The organism is Gillisia marina (assembly GCF_000258765.1).
Taxonomy (GTDB): domain Bacteria; phylum Bacteroidota; class Bacteroidia; order Flavobacteriales; family Flavobacteriaceae; genus Gillisia; species Gillisia marina.
In genome coordinates, this window is the sequence record NZ_AJLT01000019.1 from 144,111 (window position 1) to 161,841 (window position 17,731).

General features: G+C 35.7%; 16 protein-coding genes and 2 pseudogenes. 2 read left to right on the top strand and 16 right to left on the bottom strand.

Annotated elements, in window-relative coordinates; all coding sequences use genetic code 11:
* The first annotated feature begins 100 nt into the window (after positions 1-100).
* On the top strand, positions 101-739 hold the full coding sequence (locus ON07_RS05695; RefSeq protein WP_010228908.1) for a response regulator: 639 nt from the start codon (positions 101-103) through the stop codon (positions 737-739).
* On the opposite strand, the gene dnaG is transcribed toward ON07_RS05695, so the two are convergent.
* The 15 genes and pseudogenes from dnaG to ON07_RS05770 all read right to left on the bottom strand — a co-directional run bounded on the left by dnaG (position 732) and on the right by ON07_RS05770 (position 15,484).
* Complete coding sequence (dnaG, locus tag ON07_RS05700; protein ID WP_010228909.1) at positions 732-2,696, bottom strand: DNA primase; 1,965 nt, start codon at positions 2,694-2,696, stop codon at positions 732-734. The genes ON07_RS05695 and dnaG overlap by 8 nt on opposite strands.
* Positions 2,697-2,868: 172 nt before the next feature.
* A complete protein-coding gene (locus tag ON07_RS05705) occupies positions 2,869-3,912 on the bottom strand; it encodes a hypothetical protein (protein ID WP_010228910.1) in 1,044 nt (347 codons plus the stop codon).
* 225 nt (positions 3,913-4,137) lie between these two features.
* On the bottom strand, positions 4,138-4,911 hold the full coding sequence (locus tag ON07_RS05710) for a hypothetical protein (protein ID WP_010228911.1): 774 nt from the start codon (positions 4,909-4,911) through the stop codon (positions 4,138-4,140).
* Entirely contained in the window at positions 4,901-5,461 is a 561-nt protein-coding gene (locus ON07_RS05715) for an RNA polymerase sigma factor (protein ID WP_010228912.1), read from the bottom strand. Before ON07_RS05715 ends, ON07_RS05710 begins: the two co-directional genes overlap by 11 nt.
* Positions 5,462-5,774: 313 nt before the next feature.
* Entirely contained in the window at positions 5,775-6,752 is a 978-nt protein-coding gene (locus tag ON07_RS05720) for a polyprenyl synthetase family protein (protein WP_010228914.1), read from the bottom strand.
* Positions 6,753-6,790: 38 nt separating this feature from the next.
* Positions 6,791-7,834, bottom strand: a complete 1,044-nt coding sequence (gene rlmN, locus ON07_RS05725; RefSeq protein ID WP_010228916.1) for a 23S rRNA (adenine(2503)-C(2))-methyltransferase RlmN — start codon at positions 7,832-7,834, stop codon at positions 6,791-6,793.
* 139 nt (positions 7,835-7,973) lie between these two features.
* Positions 7,974-9,022, bottom strand: a pseudogene (gene queA / locus ON07_RS14665) (tRNA preQ1(34) S-adenosylmethionine ribosyltransferase-isomerase QueA).
* A 100-nt stretch (positions 9,023-9,122) separates the two neighbouring features.
* Complete coding sequence (gene aroA / locus ON07_RS05735; protein ID WP_010228918.1) at positions 9,123-10,340, bottom strand: 3-phosphoshikimate 1-carboxyvinyltransferase; 1,218 nt, start codon at positions 10,338-10,340, stop codon at positions 9,123-9,125.
* Positions 10,341-10,385: 45 nt separating this feature from the next.
* Positions 10,386-10,652, bottom strand: coding sequence for a hypothetical protein (locus tag ON07_RS05740; RefSeq protein ID WP_010228920.1), 267 nt, complete (start codon positions 10,650-10,652; stop codon positions 10,386-10,388).
* Positions 10,652-10,978, bottom strand: a complete 327-nt coding sequence (locus tag ON07_RS05745; RefSeq protein ID WP_010228922.1) for a nucleotide pyrophosphohydrolase — start codon at positions 10,976-10,978, stop codon at positions 10,652-10,654. Before ON07_RS05745 ends, ON07_RS05740 begins: the two co-directional genes overlap by 1 nt.
* Positions 10,978-11,430: a D-aminoacyl-tRNA deacylase gene (gene dtd / locus ON07_RS05750; protein WP_010228924.1), complete on the bottom strand. Its 453-nt coding sequence runs from the start codon at positions 11,428-11,430 to the stop codon at positions 10,978-10,980. Before dtd ends, ON07_RS05745 begins: the two co-directional genes overlap by 1 nt.
* Positions 11,427-12,383, bottom strand: coding sequence for a ribosome small subunit-dependent GTPase A (gene rsgA, locus ON07_RS05755; RefSeq protein WP_010228925.1), 957 nt, complete (start codon positions 12,381-12,383; stop codon positions 11,427-11,429). The genes dtd and rsgA overlap by 4 nt, the downstream gene beginning before the upstream one ends.
* A 25-nt stretch (positions 12,384-12,408) precedes the next feature.
* The gene (locus tag ON07_RS05760; protein WP_010228926.1) at positions 12,409-13,491 is read right to left on the bottom strand and encodes a bifunctional 3-deoxy-7-phosphoheptulonate synthase/chorismate mutase type II; all 1,083 of its coding nucleotides are present in this window, start codon (positions 13,489-13,491) and stop codon (positions 12,409-12,411) included.
* Positions 13,491-14,660, bottom strand: coding sequence for a pyridoxal phosphate-dependent aminotransferase (locus ON07_RS05765; protein ID WP_010228927.1), 1,170 nt, complete (start codon positions 14,658-14,660; stop codon positions 13,491-13,493). The genes ON07_RS05760 and ON07_RS05765 overlap by 1 nt, the downstream gene beginning before the upstream one ends.
* Positions 14,657-15,484 (bottom strand): prephenate dehydratase, encoded by an 828-nt coding sequence (locus ON07_RS05770; RefSeq protein ID WP_010228928.1) that lies wholly within the window; start codon positions 15,482-15,484, stop codon positions 14,657-14,659. The genes ON07_RS05765 and ON07_RS05770 overlap by 4 nt, the downstream gene beginning before the upstream one ends.
* 603 nt (positions 15,485-16,087) lie before the next feature.
* On the opposite strand from ON07_RS05770, the pseudogene gldA reads away from it, so the two are divergent.
* Positions 16,088-16,989 (top strand): annotated as a pseudogene (gene gldA / locus ON07_RS14670) (gliding motility-associated ABC transporter ATP-binding subunit GldA).
* Here gldA and ON07_RS05780 read toward each other — a convergent pair.
* On the bottom strand, positions 16,976-17,728 hold the full coding sequence (locus tag ON07_RS05780) for a head GIN domain-containing protein (protein ID WP_010228932.1): 753 nt from the start codon (positions 17,726-17,728) through the stop codon (positions 16,976-16,978). The pseudogene gldA and the gene ON07_RS05780 overlap by 14 nt on opposite strands.
* Between the last annotated feature and the right edge of the window lie 3 nt (positions 17,729-17,731).

Consider the following 17,731-nt stretch of genomic DNA (forward strand, 5'->3'; position numbering starts at 1 on the left):
TGGTCTTATTAAAAAATTAAACTGTTAATTTTAAATTAATATACCTAATCATACTAAAGAGCATACCCTGCTGCTGTAATTTTAGTGCCAACACATTCTTATGAGTACAATCTTAATTGCAGATCACCATCCTATTACACGCGAAGGAATTAAATCCTTACTTACAGATCAAAATGAATTAAATGTTATTGGAAACGTAACAAACGGCAACGATTTAATTAAATCTCTTAGAATTCATTCTCCTGAAGTTCTAGTGATAGAGATCGATTTGCCGGATATAAACGGAATTACCGCATTACGTACCATAAAAACAGAATTCCCAAGAATCAGAATCTTGGTTTTTAGTTGTCATCCTGAAGAAATGTATGCCCTAAGCGCCATAAAAGCTGGTGCCTCCGGATACTTATCTAAAACCGCTTCAACAGAAAGTTTGTACAATGCAGTCCAACAGGTTGCTCGGGGAGGAATTTATTTAAATAAAAATATCACCGACAAAATAAATTCTGGTGCTACTAATGGAAATGGCTTGATTGCGAAATTTAAAAAATTATCTACCCGTGAAATGGAAGTGCTTAATTTACTTTCTAATGGGAAAAGAAACAAAGATATCGCCGAAGCTTTAGATATTAATGAAAAAACGGTGAGCACTTATAAAACGAGACTTTTAAAGAAACTAAAAGTAGATAATCTGGCTGATCTTATTAACCAATCCAGATTGCTCCAGCTTCGAACTACATAACTCGATTCAATTTATCTGAGAGGATTCTTTTTAGGGATAAATAATCCACGATATCTTCTAAAGAACTGGACGCACCATCTTCAGAAGGTGTTGCTTCTTTAATTTCTTTAGATAATTCATCGATCTTTCTTGTGATTAAAAACCGTCGAAGGGCAAGGATAGTTTCATTCACCAATCTGGCGATACTGGCATCTTTTTGCTTCACCATAATATCCATACGCTCCCAATCATGGAGGATATATTGTTCTTCTTCCATTAAAATTGTGGTTACCTCGCCAGACAATTTACCATCCAATTCATTTACAAATGTTTCCAAGGTAAGATTACCTTCTTCATTTAATTTAGCGATTACTAAGCCGTACAATTCCTTAAAAAGCTCATTGGTAAAAGCAACCTCATCTTCCTGAAGATCTAAATAGATTTTTTCAAAAACCTTAGCCTTTTGTAATTCCGGCTCCAGAACGAGTTCTCCCTGCGTGTTTTCTTTCCAAACAAGATCTTCAAACTCCTCCTCTACAGTCCCATACAAAAGCAATAAGCTGATGATCTTACGTTCCAGTTCGAACAACTCATCTACCTTGACCTTAGGAGATGTTGTTTCCTTGACTACATCGAAAGTCTTACTCTTACCCTTATTCTGTGGAGCAGTTTTCCCATCCTTCGCTAATATTTGGGTAAGTGTGGAAAACAATACTTCTTCAGAAATATCCATAATTCTAGAACATTCCTGGATATATACTTCCTGCTGAATTTGATTTGGAATCTTTGCGATACTGGAAACCATATCATGAATTAAATTCGCACGTTTTACAGGGTCATTTTTTGCGTCTTGATATAATAAAGAAGCTTTAAACTCTATGAAATCCTTTGAATTTTCTTCCAAATATTCTTCTAATTCGGTTTGAGAGTTTTTCTTTGCAAAGCTATCCGGATCTTCCCCTTCAGGAAAAACCACCACTTTTACATTCATTCCCTGTTCCAGAATTAGATCTATCCCGCGAATAGCTGCACGCATTCCTGCAGCATCTCCATCAAAAAGCACCGTGATATTCTTTGTAAGTCTGTTTATCAACCTAATTTGTTCCGAAGTAAGCGCAGTTCCAGAAGAAGACACTACATTTTGAATTCCACTTTGATGAAATTGAATTACATCTGTATAACCTTCTACCAAATAACAGTTATCCTCCTTTGCAATAAATTGCTTGGCATGATAAATCCCATAAAGCACCTTGCTCTTATGATAAATATCACTTTCCGGAGAATTTAAATATTTCGCAGCCTTTTTATCGTTAGTTAGAATCCGACCACCAAAACCAAGCACTCTTCCAGACATGGATTGGATAGGGAACATTACCCTGCCCTTAAATCTGTCGAATTGCTTTTCGCCTTTTACAATTGTTAATCCGGTTTTTTCCAGATAATCCATTTTGTAACCTTTGCGAATCGCTTCTGAAGTAAAAGCATCCCATTCATCCAAGCAATATCCTAATCCAAAGGTTTTGATGGTTTCATCTGTAAAACCTCGTTCTTTAAAATAACTTAGACCAATAGCTTTACCCTGATCGGTTTTAAGCATGGTATTCTGAAAATACGTACTGGCAAATTCTGAAACCAGATACATGCTTTCACGCTCGTCTAAAAGCTGTTTCTGCTCATCCGTTTGCTCGGTCTCCTCAATTTCTATATTATACTTCTTTGCTAAATATTTTATAGCTTCAGGATAGGTAAAATGCTCATGTTCCATTAAAAATGCCACGACATTCCCGCCTTTTCCGCTGGAGAAATCTTTCCAGATCTGCTTCACCGGAGACACCATAAAACTTGGAGATCGCTCATCTGTAAACGGACTTAAGCCCTTAAAGTTACTTCCAGATTTCTTTAACTGTACAAAATCGCCTAAAACCTCCTCTACACGGGCGGTTTCAAATACTAGATCTATAGTGTTTTTAGAAATCAAAGATTATATAGAATATGGAATTCGTAAGATGATTCAAATGTAACAATAATATCAGGAATTTTTAATTTAGTGAGAAAGTATCAGTTGTAAAGAATCCACTTTTGGGAATAAAAAAATAGAATGGATTTCAATAAATGAAAACCATCCTATTTCCCAACTTAGCAAATTGTTCTTAATCTATATCAAATCTTAATCCAAAAGAGATATTTCGCATTTCAATATTTGGATCTTTAAATAATGGATTTAGATCATATTTTACATATAGTGCGGTACCCCCGAGACTTACATAACTACTTAATCCATATACAAAATCGTTTGTGTTATAGTCTCCCTTCAACTTATCCTTCTTCTTATCGCCATCTACATTATACTTCAGCTTTTGACGCTCCCCAATATTGAATCCGGCATAGCCACCAACTCCTATTTTAAATTGACCTTTGGTACTATATCTTAAATAATCTGCGCCTTCTGTCTTTTTAGATGGTCCAAACTCAAAATGCAAGGGAAACACCAGATTATCTGATCTAAACTTCGATTTATCCAGATTAAATTCAAATTCTTCTAATTGAGTTAGATCTCCATTCTCAACAAAATATCTATTATCCGTAGGTTTCAATCCATTGAACTGAAAAGAAACTCCGTATTTTAAACGCATCCAGTTAGTGTTTTGAAACACTCTGGTTTTCCAAGCCCATCCAATTTCGAAAAATCGACTTCCTCCTATTTTAAAATCTGAATTATCAAGGGAATTTTCGTCGGAGATCACATTGTTGAAACCCGCAGCCAAAACTAAATCGCTGGTTGTTCTTTTGTCGTAAACTCGATCTTTTTCCTCAGCTTTATAACTCCTATTTATATTCACAATTTTCCCATTACCGAGCAGTTCTATAGAAGTCCCATAATTATATTTATTCCTCTCATCTAGAGCAAGCTTATTTTCTAATATTACTATTCGATTTTCAATATTTAGTGCACGCTTTTCAGCGGCCTCCTTTTTTAAATCATCGGCTACTTCTTGTGTGATAGACTTATTATCTAGCCGCATTTGAATTCTTTCCAATTCTAATTTCAACTCTTCTTTTTCTTCCTCTATTATTTTTTGTTTTAGGGTCTCTAAACGCTCAGTTTTATCTGAAATACTATCATTTTGCGCTTGCATTTCTTGCATAGCAAAACTGAACATAATTAGTGTGAGGCTTACGATAATTGTTTTCATGATGTTGTTGGTTTTAAAATGTCCTCTGCCTACCTCCTCTTTTGAAGAGGTGGCTTATTGGACTTGATTGATGAATGATTTAATCCCTCATTGAGGGTTTGATTCCCCGAGGCTTCCTCGAATTTTGAAAAGTATTTTACAACTCATACCTCAATAGCTTGTTGAAAATTTGTTGAATTTTACTTTTAAGTCTTTGTGATGATATAATGGCTAATTCTATCCTAGTTAATAATTTCTGTTTGCAACTGCAGTTTTCGCTTTTGAATATCCTTCTTTTAGCATTTCAAAAATCTTGTCCCGAAAGGAATTATCCATTTCAAATTCCACATCTTGCAAGAGATCTTGAGCATTTATCTTTCCTACAGCAAAATCTGATTTGTACCGATCCTGACTTATTTTAGCGGCGGCCTCAGCAAGCAGCTTATTTATTTCTTCATCTGTAACAGTCTGCCCATTTTCGGTTTGCGTAATTACACCGGTCAATGCATCGGTTAATTTAAGATCTAATATATTATCGTTAGTAATTTCTGAAGAAGTTATAATGCTTTGTCTTTTTAGCAAACTCTCATTATCTATTATAGCTACCGCTTCCCTATTGTTTTGCTGAATATCTTTTTCCAGAGCTACTATGGACTTTTTATTTGGTGTTACCGGGCGATTTTTGGCTTCTGAAGTTGCAAGTTGCGTTGGTTCTTTTTCAGTTTCAATTAAAATCTCATTTGAAATTTCTTTCGGTGTTTTCTCTGCTTCTACTTTCTCAGTAGGAATATCCACAATTTGTGGAGCATCTGAAGGAGTTGCATTATTGAAGGCAAGACTTAAAATTAAGATCCCACCAATGATACTCGCAGCAATTCCCATCCAGAATGCAAAAGGTTTTTTCTTATCCTGAGTTGTGTCCAATTTAGCACTTAATTTGTCCCAACTTCCTGCAGATGGAGTGATCTCGCGATCTTGCAACTGCCGTCTTATTTTATCTTCAAATCTCTCAGTTTCCATAACTTGAAGTGTTTTTTAATTCTAATTGTTCTTGTAACATCTTTTTCGCTTTAAACAACTGAGACTTTGAAGTCCCAACTGTAATTTTAAGTAAAGCAGCAATTTCTGCGTGCTTATACCCTTCTACTGCATAAAGCACAAAAACCGCTTTATATCCTTCCGGCAATTCGTCTATTAATTGCTGAATATGATCAGCATCTATTTCAGCTTGAATAGTATCGAATCCTTCACTTTTCACAGAATCCATTTCTTCCTGAAACTCCAGTTCATTTTTTTTCCGAAGAAAAGAAATAGACTCTCGTATCATGATCCTTCTCACCCAACCTTCAAAACTACCTTCATGTTTAAAATCCTTTAAATGTGTGAACACCTTAAAAAATCCGGTTAACATCACATCTTCTGCATGTTGAAGATCTTTAATATACATCCTGCAAACACTCAACATTTTACCGGAATGTTTTTCATAGAGATGCTGTTGGGCATCACGATGGTTTTTCGCAGCTCTTGCAATTAATTGCTTTTCGTTTTTAAAAAGTGGTATTACTTTCAATATGCTTTGTTTAGACCCATCTATTTATATAGACGTAAGAAAATTACAAAAGGTTGCCTAGGTAGGCATTTATTTTTGAAGAAAGTTTGAAAAATGGGTTTTTGAGTGAGGAGTTTAAGTATTTACAATGACATCTCGTCTCCGCTCGATGTGAGACCCTTCGACCGGCTCAGGGTGACAAAAATAGGTAATGTCAGGCTGAGCTTGTCGAAGCCTCCAGTATGAAATCTCCCTTCGACAAGCTCAGGGTGACAAATATGCAATATCGATTGCTAATTGCTAATTGATTATTGTAAATTGTTTATTGAAAAAACTACTTTTTACGCTCAATCACGTAGTTCACCATTAAGACAAGTGAATCTTTATAAGTGGAAGCTGGATAATCGTTTAAAATGGAAAGTGCTTCTTTCTGGTATTCTTTCATTTTGGTAACTGCATAATCCAGTCCGCCCTTAGATTTTACCAGAGCGATCACTTCTTTCACTCGCTTCTTATCTTTATTATGCCTTTTGATGGAGTTGATGATCCACTTTTTCTCCTTTGGAGTAGAATTATTAAGCACATAAATAAGTGGAAGCGTCATTTTTTGCTCCTTGATATCGATACCCGTAGGTTTTCCTATCTGCTCTTCGCCATAGTCGAAAAGATCATCTTTTATTTGAAAGGCCATTCCAATGAGTTCTCCAAATCTTCGCATTTTGGCTATTTCTGAGGATTCTGGTTTTACAGATGCTGCTCCTAAACTGCAACATGCCGCAATTAAAGTGGCTGTTTTTTGCCGAATAATATCATAATAAACAGCTTCCGTAATATCCAATCTTCTGGCTTTTTCTATCTGAAGTAATTCGCCTTCACTCATTTCTTTCACTGCGATAGAAATAATCTTCAGCAAATCGAAATCATTGTTATCTATAGAAAGTAACAAACCTTTAGACAGCAAATAATCGCCGACCAAAACAGCAATTTTATTTTTCCAAAGTGCATTTATACTGAAAAAACCCCGCCTTCTATTGGAATCATCTACTACATCGTCATGAACCAAAGTTGCTGTGTGTATCAATTCTATCACCGCAGCCCCGCGATACGTGCGCTCATTCACCTGCCCTTCAGAAACCATTTTGGCTACTAAAAAGACAAACATAGGACGCATTTGCTTCCCTTTTCTGTTAACAATATAATGAGTGATCCTATTTAAAAGAGCCACTTTTGAAGACATGGACTCGAAGAACTTTTTTTCGAAAAGTTCCATTTCTTTTTCAACCGGTAATTTTATTTGTGAGATTACCTTCATTAGGAATCAAATATAGCTAAAGATTCTGGTTTAGGTATTTATGAGGATTTGTTTGCCAGTTGGCCACAAGCGGCATCGATATCTTTTCCTCGAGATCTTCTAACAGTAACGGTAATTCCATTTCGCTCCAACATAGATTCGTACATATGTGTAGCATCGGAGGACGCTTGCTGAAAAACGCCATCGTCTATAGGGTTGTATTCTATTAAGTTCACTTTGCAAGGCACATACTTGCAGAAACGCACCAAAGCCTCGGCATCTTTACGAGTGTCATTAATTCCTTCCCACACAATATATTCATACGTAATCCTGCTCTTGGTTTTTAAATACCAATATTCCAAAGCCTCTCTAAGATCTTCCAATGGAAAGGTTGCATTAAAAGGCATGATGGTAGTTCTAATTTCATCTATCGCAGAGTGAAGCGAAACAGCCAGTTTCACTTTAGTTTCATCGTCTGCCAATTTTTTGATCATCTTGGGAACTCCAGATGTAGAAATGGTAATACGCTTAGAGGACATTCCTAAGCCCTCTTTAGAAGTGATCTTCTCTACCGCCTTCATTACATTATTGTAATTCATAAGTGGCTCTCCCATCCCCATAAATACGATATTGGACAAAGGCTTATCAAAATACAATCTGCTTTCGTTATCTATTGCCACCACCTGATCGTAAATTTCGTCGGGGTTTAGATTACGCATTCTTTTTAAAGTAGCAGTCGCACAAAATTTACAATCTAAACTACAGCCAACTTGAGAAGAAACGCAGGCGGTAGTTCTTTTCGGAGTAGGAATCAAAACAGATTCCACTGTTAGATTATCATGTAAGCGTACTGCATTTTTAATAGTCCCATCACTACTTCTTTGCATTTGGTCTACACGAATGTGATTGATCACAAAGTTATCTTCCAGCATCTGCCTAGTAGCTTTGGAAATATTTGTCATATCCTCAAAACTATGAGCGCTTTTATTCCAAAGCCACTCGTAAACCTGAGACCCACGAAAGGATTTATCCCCTTGAGCTACAAAGAATTCTTGTAATTGTTCTTTAGTTAAAGCGCGTATATCTTTCTTCTTGTCTTTCACGCTGCAAAAGTATGAAGATTAATGGGATTTCTATTTAAAGTAGGTTCAATCAATTTAAAACTAGCCCATAAAACAAAACCACGAATACTTCACTTTTAAAAGAGAGCATTCGTGGTTTAAAATAATTGGAAGTTGAACGTTAGATAATTAACATCGCATCTCCGTAAGTATAAAATTTATATTTCTCTTTAATTGCCTCGGCATAAGCTTTTTTCATGAAATCGTGTCCTGCAAATGCAGAAACCATCATCATCAACGTAGACTTAGGCGTATGGAAATTAGTAATCATACAGTTAGCGATACTAAAATCGTATGGAGGGAAAATAAATTTATTGGTCCAGCCACTAAATTCATTTAACGTATGGTTAGAAGAAACCGCACTTTCCAACACACGCATACTGGTTGTTCCAACAGCACAAATTTTTCGCTTCTCACTTAGCGCCTTATTGATAACTGTTGTAGCTTTTTTCTCTATAAAAGCTTCTTCACTATCATTTTGTGCTTAGAAAGATCTTCAACCTCTACCGGACTAAAAGTCCCCAATCCTACGTGAAGCGTAACTTCAGCAAAATCGATCCCTTTAATCTCAAGACGTTTTAATAAATGCTTAGAAAAATGCAATCCTGCAGTTGGAGCTGCAACCGCACCTTCATTTTTAGCATAAATAGTTTGGTAACGCTCCTGATCTTCTGGTTGTACCTCTCTTTTAATATATTTAGGAAGCGGAGTTTCCCCTAATTCCTGTAATTTTTTTCTGAATTCCTGATAAGAACCATCATATAAGAAACGAAGCGTTCTACCACGAGAAGTAGTATTATCTATAACTTCAGCAACAAGACTTTCATCATCACCAAAATATAATTTATTACCGATTCTTATTTTCCTTGCTGGATCTACTAACACATCCCAAAGCTTAGTTTCTGGATTTAATTCTCTTAACAAGAATACTTCAATACGAGCTCCGGTTTTTTCTTTATTTCCGAATAAACGCGCAGGAAATACTTTTGTATTATTAAGAACCATTACATCCTTTGGTTCAAAATAATCCATTATATCCTTAAATAATTTATGCTCAATTGTTTGGTCTTTTCTATTTAGTACCATCAAACGCGCCTCATCCCTGTTTTCTGCAGGATATTCAGCTAGAAGTTCATCCGGAAGTTCAAAACCAAATTGTGAAAGTTTCATTCCCATATTTTCATTTTTTAAAGGATGCAAATATACAACCTCAACATAGGGGTTGTCAAGTAAATAGGTGTTTATTTGGAAAAATGAATTAGTCGGGAACTTATACTATGGAAAATCCAATGGATTGTAGGTCTTCCCAAAAGGCTGGATAGGATTTTGAAACCACTCCGGCATCCTTAATTGTAAGGGGAACTTTTGATGCTAAGGGCGCAAATGCCATTGCCATTCTATGATCGTTATACGTCTCGATCTCCACGCCTTTCTCTAAAACAGCACACGGAGCTAGCGATAAACTATTACTTGTAATTTCTATTTTAGCCCCAAATTTTTCCATTTCATTTTTCAAGGCAACCAACCTATCTGTTTCCTTAATCTTTAGCGTATGAAGTCCTTTTAATATACACCCAATCCCTAAACCTAAACAGGTAACAGCAATGGTTTGTGCCATATCCGGCATGTTTTGAAGATCCAGATGTAAGGTTTTTGGTTTTTTACTCGAATGTTTTTTGAGTAAAATGGAATTATCGTTAAAAGAAGTATGTACCCCTAATTCCTTATAAATTGCAACAATTTTAGAATCACCTTGCAAGCTTGTTTCCCGAAAATTACTTAATGATAATTCTGTCTTGTTGCTTAATGCTGCTAAAGAGAAAAAATAGGAAGCAGAGCTCCAATCTGATTCTATCGCCAAAGATTTAGCAACTATATTCTTCTGACTTTCAATCGTGATTAATTGACCTTCAAATTTTGATTGAATATTAAAATAACGAAGCAATTCTAATGTCATTTCAATGTAAGGTGTAGAAGTAATAGGGCCTTCTAATTCAATTTTAAGTCCGTTTGGAAGCGATGGAGCAATTAGCATTAATGCAGAAATATACTGACTGCTAATATTAGCCTGAACTTTTACGTATGATTTATTTAGTGCGCTCCCATTTATCTTTAAGGGAGGAAAACCCTCTTTTTCTAAGTATTGAATATTTGCTCCTAAATCTTTTAGGGCATTCACCAATAATTTAATTGGCCGCTCTTGCATTCTAGAACTACCCGTTAAAATTGTTTCTATTCCCTCTTTAGCTGAAAAATAGGCGGTAAGGAAACGCATTGCGGTTCCGGCATGATGAATATCCACGTTGCCGCCACTCGCTTTTAAAGCTTTTTGTAAAACAGCAGTATCATCGCTATTAGATAAATTGCTTAAAGAAATCGAGGGATATAAAGCCTGCAAAATCAATGCTCTGTTAGATTCACTTTTTGAACCAGTAATTTGAATATCTCCAAGGAGGTTAGCATCGGGATGATTTAACTGGACGTTCATAAAGCTTGAAATAAAATATGTTATTGAAGTAAGATTGTGGATAAACTACCGTTCTCTCTCTTCCTTTTTTTGTTTTATTGAAAATTGTCCGAAGGTAATTATGAAACCATAAATAAAACCTGAGAGAAGAGATCCAATTAAAAATCCTTGCCATCTACCATCAGATAAATTTAACTCAAAATAGCCGCTAAAATCGAAGCCACCAAAGGTAAATAGCATCGTGATAATATGATAAATAATAATAAATGAGATTCCCATTCCGGCAACAGATTTCCAGAAACCTTTAGTATTGACTACTTTCTTAAAGTTCATTATTTCAATTTATCATTATTTTGGTGCCTATCGTGATCTCGTTTGGTTTTAAGATCCAATTTCTTATCGAAAGCTTCCTGTAGATTGATCCCGGTTTGATTTGCCAAACAAAGAACTACAAACATCACATCTGCAAGTTCTTCTCCTAGGTCTTTATTTTTGTCGCTTTCTTTCTCACTTTGCTCCCCGTATCGTCTTGCGATTATTCTTGCCACTTCCCCCACCTCTTCGGTAAGTTGCGCCATGTTGGTAAGCTCATTAAAATAGCGAACTCCATGATCCTTGATCCATTTATCTACTTCTTCTTGAGCGTTTTGTATGTCCATTATTCTCTACTTTTTGAATCTATGATAATTGTTACGGGGCCATCGTTTACAAGGGAAACTTTCATATCTGCTCCAAAAACACCACGCTCAACATTTTTACCAAGTTGATTTTCAATCTCTAAAAGAAAATCTTTATAAAGTGGAATTGCAGTTTCCGGCTTAGCTGCCTTTATATAACTAGGTCTGTTTCCTTTTTTCGTGCTAGCGTGCAAAGTAAACTGACTTATCACCAATATTTCGCCTTTTATATCCTGCAAAGAACAATTCATCACTCCGGCCTCATCATTAAAAATTCGCATTTTTAAGATCTTATTGCATAACCAGGAAATATCTTCTTTAGTATCGGTTTCCTCAATACCCACAAGTAGTAAAAGTCCGTTACCAATTCTGCCATTAACTTTTTCGTCAATGTTAACTGAAGCTTCTGAAACTCTTTGAAGAACTACTCTCATTGTTCCTCCGGGAAATTATCCATTCTGTATTGCTGCTCATCTTCTCCTTCAATAATCTGCAAATAGCTTTTGTATCTGGACCATGCGATCTCCCCGTCTTCCAATCCGTCTTTAACAGCGCAATGCGGTTCCTCTATATGTAAACAATTGTTGAATTTACAATCTTGCTTCACGGCAAAGAATTCCGGAAAATAGTTCCCTAATTCCTCTTTCTCCATCTCCACAATTCCAAAACCTTTAATACCCGGAGTATCTATGATCCTCGCATTGAAGTTAAGATCATACATTTCTGCAAAAGTTGTAGTATGCTGTCCTTGTTTGTGTTGCGCACTAATATTCGAAGTTTTTAGATCTAAACTAGGCTCTAGTGCATTAATTAAAGTTGATTTACCAGTCCCACTATGTCCGGAGAACATACTAGTCTTTCCTATCATCATCTCTTTCACCTTATCCAGATTTTTTCCTGTTTTTGCTGAAATCCCTATACATTCGTAACCAACCTCACGATAAAGGGCTGCCAAGAATTTAATCTCTCCTAACTCCTCTTCATTGTAGGTATCCACTTTATTGAAAAGCAGGACGGTCTTAATATGATAGGCCTCAGCAGTTATCAAAAAACGATCTATAAATGTGGTAAACGTGGGCGGATTATTCAGAGTAATCAGCAAAAAAGCAACATCTATATTTGAAGCAATTATATGGGTTTGTTTGGAAAGATTTACCGATTTCCTAACAATGTAATTATCTCTTTCTGCAATATGCTTTATAACCCCAAAAGTATCATCTCCAGTCTCCTCCAGATCAAATCCCACATGATCTCCCACAGCCACAGGATTAGTGCTTTTAATTCCTTGCATGCGGAATTTCCCTTTAATCCTGCATCTATAGAATGTGCCATCTTCAGCCTTTACATGATACCAACTCCCAGTAGATTTATATACAATTCCTGTCATGCTACAAAGGTGCAAAATCCCACGCTTATTCGCTAATTACTTTTTTCTGGTGATTTATAGATTCCTGGTGTATCGCTTTAAACATTTTTAAAACGAATTCTTCACTCAAACCTTGTTGCTCTCCTTCTAAAATCATTTTTCCCAAAATTTCGTTCCATCTTGAGGTTTGAAGAATTGCCACATTCTGAGATTTTTTAATTAAACCAATCTCATCGGCTATTTTCATTCTTTTAGAAAGCACCTCTAGCAACTGGTGATCTGCAATATCGATTTTAGCTCTCAAATTTTTCAAACTATTCACAAATTCTTCACTTTCTGAAATCTCCTTCCTGATTTTAAGATCTTTCATAAACTGAATTAAAGTTGAAGGTGTGATTTGCTGTGCAGCATCGCTCCATGCGTTATCCGGATCGTGATGTGTTTCTACCATTAGCCCATCATAATTAAGATCTAAGGCTGTTTGGCAAAGATCAAATAAGATATCACGTCTTCCGGCAATATGCGAAGGGTCTAATATTAATGGCAGATCCGGGAACCGATTTTGTAAATCTATTGGAATTTGCCATTCCGGATTGTTTCTATATTTCGTTTTTTCATAGGTAGAAAAACCGCGGTGTATCACTCCTAAGTTCTTCACATCTGCTGTATAAAAACGCTCTACGGCTCCTAACCACAAAGAAAGATCTGGATTCACAGGATTCTTTATCAACACGGTTTTGTCTGTACCTTTTAAAGCATCTGCAATTTCCTGAACGATGAAAGGGGACACTGTGGTTCTGGCTCCAATCCATAAAATATCTACATCATTTTCTAAAGCGAGTTCCACATGATTTGCATTGGCAACTTCTGTTGTAGTAAGCAAACCCGTTTCTTCTTTTGCGGTTTTCATCCATTTTAAACCTAAAGCTCCAACCCCTTCAAAATTTCCGGGACGTGTTCTTGGCTTCCAAAGTCCGGCCCGCAAAACACTTACATCACTATCTTTTAATTGTTTCGCGATCTTTACTAACTGCTCTTCCGTCTCTGCACTACAAGGCCCGGCGATTACCAAAGGATGGTCTAAATTAAATTTATCTAACCATGTTCTTAATTCTTTCCTATTTTCCATTATAATTCTGTGTAAATCAATTTTTCTTTCTCAATCTTATTTAATGCTGCATCAAATTTTTCTTCTGAAGCGCAAAGTGATATTCTTATATACCCTTCTCCATTCGAGCCGAAAATCATTCCCGGTGCTACAAAAATACCATACTTATGTAGCAATTTATCTATGAATTCTTCTGAAGAAATTCCTGTTGTTATCTTAGACCACACAAAAAGGCCTGCCGAATCATTTAGCGGTCGACACTCCAGTGCAAAAGCCAAAGCAATGGCCTTTTCTCTTCTTTTTAAATACTCTTTATTTTGAAGCGCTATAAATTGCTCAGCATTTCTCATAGCGGCAATAGCTCCGGCTTGTACAGGAAAAAACATTCCGCTATCCATGTTAGATTTTACTTTTAAGATCGTTTTTAAGTGCTTCTCACTACCGCAAACCATTCCAACTCGCCACCCCGCCATGTTAAAAGTTTTACTTAAAGAATTTAACTCTAAGGCGGTTTCCTTAGCCCCTTCAACCGATAAAATACTCAGCGGATTTTTATTTAGAACAAAGCTATAAGGATTGTCATTCACTATTAAAATATCGTGTTTTTTACCAAATGCAATTAAATCTTTAAAAAGCTTTTTAGTGGCGATGGTTCCTGTTGGCATGTGCGGATAATTCACCCACATTAGTTTCACTTTACTAAGATCCATTTTCGATAATTGCTCCAGATTTGGCAACCAGCCTGAGTCTTCGGTTAGATCGTAATTCACTGCTTTTGCACCCACTAATTTAGTTACCGCAGCATATGTAGGATATCCTGGATTTGGAATTAATACCTCATCGCTTTCATTTAAAAAAGCCATTGAAATATGCAAAATCCCTTCTTTACTTCCTATTAAAGGCAATATTTCTGAAATCGCATCTAATTCCACCCCATATTGTTCTTTATAAAAATCACGGATAGCTTCACGAAACTGAAGTTGCCCTTTATATGGCTGATATTGATGTGCATTTGGATGAAGTAAAGCATCGGTTAATGCATTTACAGCCTCCAAGGGTGGCGGCAAATCGGGGCTTCCAATTCCCAAATTAATAATGTTCTTGCCTTGAGCATCTAAGGCACGTACTTCTTCCAGTTTTTTGGAGAAATAGTACTCAGATAAGTTCTCTAATCGCTTTGCCTCTTTCATAATCGTCCGTTTTTATATTCGCCTAACACTTTTAATTCTTCTGTAATAATACCTAGGATCTCTTTTGCCTTTAGATATTCAGAATAATTCCCAAATGTCACATCTATGAAATATGAATATTTCCAAGGAGATTCAATTATAGGAAGGGATTGGATCTTAGTTAGATTAAGATTGCAGTCGTTCAAAATATTTAAAACCGAAGCTAAATTTCCATGTTCTTGGTCCAATTCGAATTTTAGAGAAGCTTTATTTATTTCATTTTTATCGACTAAATGTCCATTCGAACTAAGTATCAAAAATCTGGTAGAATTATTTTTAACGGTATGAATGCCTTCTGCCAATACTTCCAAGCCAAAAATGGAAGCTGCAGTTTTACTTGCTACCGCTGCGATTCCCTTTAAATTCTGTTCAGCAATCTGTCGCGCGACATCCGCCGTATCGGAATCCTCAACTAACTTTATATTTGGGTAATTTTCAAAGAAATTCTTGCATTGCAATAGTGCAATAGGGTGTGATCTCACTTCCACAATATCATCTATAGATTGCCCTTGCAGCGCCATCATATTCATATGAATCGGGATATAATGCTCCCCAATAATTCGAACCTTGTTATCATCTATTAATACGTAATTAGGCAAAATAGATCCTGCAATAGAATTTTCAATAGCCATTATTCCCTGCTGAATACCTCCTTCAGAAAGTTCCTCCATCAATTTTGGAAATGAATCACAAGACCTCACTTCTACACCATTTCCAAAATATTCTTTTGCAACCTGATGATGAAAAGAACCCTGAATTCCCTGAATTGCAATTACATTTTTCATTTTAAAAATTGAATAAAAAAAAGAGGTCCCGATTTAGATAAAATCAGGACCTCTTTATATAATTTATAATTTTAATTACATGACGCTTCCGATCTTATCTCCATAAAAGAAATAAAAATAATAGAAAGCAGTCCAAGTAATTATATTCTTCATAGTTTGTTTTAACTACTGCTAATGTAAAATTTTATTTTAAAAATGAATGCTTTTAATTAGAAAATGTGAAAAATATATTATTCGTCCGTAAAGTACCCTAAATTAAAAACGGAGGTCATTCTGTCCCGAGGCTTCTGGAGTTTCAGAATCTCGATACAATGAAAATGAATACATTATTGGGACCCTGAAATAAATTCAGGGTGACGAAAGTACTATTAGGACAACAATCGGATATATATAAAATAGATTTATATATTTTCTTTAAAGCAAGCTTTCTTTTAAATGTCTAATCGATCGAAGGATAAATACATCTCGACTACGCTCGATGTGACATTTCAACTAATTTTATTATTTCCAAGACATATAAATTCACTTTAAGAAATACTAAACTGCACAAAGCAAGAGTTCAACAACCACAATTTTATACTTACTTTTGAAAAAAGCTTAGCTATGTCCATTTCTGTTAAAGAAATTTCTAAATATTACGGGGAACAGAAAGCCCTTGACAAGGTTTCCTTCCAGATCGAAAAAGGTGAAATTGTAGGATTTCTAGGTCCTAACGGCGCAGGAAAATCTACACTTATGAAAATCCTTACGGGTTACTTGAGTGCTTCGGAAGGTGTGGCGAGCGTAAACGATATTTTACTTTCTGAAGATCTTAAAACTGTTCAAAAATCTATTGGTTATTTACCGGAACATAATCCTTTGTATACCGAAATGTATATGCGGGAATATCTTGCATTTAATGCTTCTGTTTATAAAATAGATAAATCGAGAATTGAAGAAGTAATAGAAATGACGGGGCTTTTGCCTGAAGCCAATAAAAAAAATTGAACAACTCTCTAAAGGTTATCGTCAACGAGTAGGACTAGCCGCGGCACTTTTACACGATCCAAAAGTGCTTATTTTAGATGAACCCACTACAGGATTAGATCCAAATCAGCTAACAGAAATAAGAAATTTAATCTTGAAAGTTGGGAAAGAAAAAACCATCTTTCTTTCTACACACATCATGCAGGAAGTTGAAGCCATTTGTGATCGTGTTATTATTATTGATAAAGGAGTAATTGTTGCCGATAAAAAAATGAAAGAGCTTCGAGACGAAAAGGAGCAAATAATCCAAGTAGAATTCGATTATAGGATCGAAGAAGTGGCATTAAAAAAAATTACCAAATCTAACTTCAGCAAAAAATATTGGCGGATTTCATTATGAATTAAAGTTTGATACAGACAATGATATGAGACCGGCGGTTTTCGATTTTGCCCACGACAACGGACTAAAAACGCTTCAGCTTACTAGGAAATCCAAAAATCTGGAAACCTTGTTTTCAGAATTAACTACTCAAAAATAAGTCGGCCGGTGTAATATTCCTCGACATCAACAACAGGAGGTCTATTTTTAGCGATCACATTTCCGCTGCTTCGTAATTCTCCTTTCAAAGATTGAACTGGAAATAAGATCATTTTATTTGTGCCTCTATGAAAGATCTCATAGTTCTGTACAATTAAATTTGGTGCATCTAATCTTGAATCTCCATTGGCAAAAAAGACAATGAAATTCTCCACTTTTCCCGTTAGAAAATAGTTGGAAACATTATCGTTGGTAATCCTCAAATTTTCCACATCCAAATCTAAAATAAAATCCCCATCGGTATGAATTGATAAATCATTCTCTTGATTTACGGAACGTAGCCAAAGATTATCAAGCTTCAGCGTTCCAATAGTTTCTATGGCGCTTCCACTGCTGTTTTGCAACCATGTAAGATCAGGAATAGTCACATATACCTTCGTAAGTTCGTAATCGCGAACCAAATTACAGGAGTTCTCATTTCGAATGCTTAACCTATTATTTATAACTTCTACAGAAACATCTTTTCTAAGATTCTCTCCGGTTTCTATCACCACTTTTTGAACGGGGCCCTGCTGAATAAACAGCTTCACTCTTTCGTAAACTATAATTTCATTAAAGGTTTCGACTAAAACCTCATCTTGTACTATTTCTCCGGCTTTTTTGAAACAACCCGGAGCATCTTCGGCATCACAACTACTTAATAAAAAAGTAGAAAGCATTAAAAAAATCAACTTTTTCATATC

Coding starts and splice junctions, on each gene's coding strand:
- ON07_RS05695 (WP_010228908.1), top strand. CDS start 101: ATGAGTACAATCTTAATTGCAGATCACCATCCTATTACACGCGAAGGA.
- ON07_RS05705 (WP_010228910.1), bottom strand. CDS start 3,912: ATGAAAACAATTATCGTAAGCCTCACACTAATTATGTTCAGTTTTGCT.
- ON07_RS05710 (WP_010228911.1), bottom strand. CDS start 4,911: ATGGAAACTGAGAGATTTGAAGATAAAATAAGACGGCAGTTGCAAGAT.
- ON07_RS05720 (WP_010228914.1), bottom strand. CDS start 6,752: ATGAAGGTAATCTCACAAATAAAATTACCGGTTGAAAAAGAAATGGAA.
- aroA (WP_010228918.1), bottom strand. CDS start 10,340: ATGAACGTCCAGTTAAATCATCCCGATGCTAACCTCCTTGGAGATATT.
- ON07_RS05740 (WP_010228920.1), bottom strand. CDS start 10,652: ATGAACTTTAAGAAAGTAGTCAATACTAAAGGTTTCTGGAAATCTGTT.
- ON07_RS05745 (WP_010228922.1), bottom strand. CDS start 10,978: ATGGACATACAAAACGCTCAAGAAGAAGTAGATAAATGGATCAAGGAT.
- dtd (WP_010228924.1), bottom strand. CDS start 11,430: ATGAGAGTAGTTCTTCAAAGAGTTTCAGAAGCTTCAGTTAACATTGAC.
- rsgA (WP_010228925.1), bottom strand. CDS start 12,383: ATGACAGGAATTGTATATAAATCTACTGGGAGTTGGTATCATGTAAAG.
- ON07_RS05760 (WP_010228926.1), bottom strand. CDS start 13,491: ATGGAAAATAGGAAAGAATTAAGAACATGGTTAGATAAATTTAATTTA.
- ON07_RS05765 (WP_010228927.1), bottom strand. CDS start 14,660: ATGAAAGAGGCAAAGCGATTAGAGAACTTATCTGAGTACTATTTCTCC.
- ON07_RS05770 (WP_010228928.1), bottom strand. CDS start 15,484: ATGAAAAATGTAATTGCAATTCAGGGAATTCAGGGTTCTTTTCATCAT.
- ON07_RS05780 (WP_010228932.1), bottom strand. CDS start 17,728: ATGAAAAAGTTGATTTTTTTAATGCTTTCTACTTTTTTATTAAGTAGT.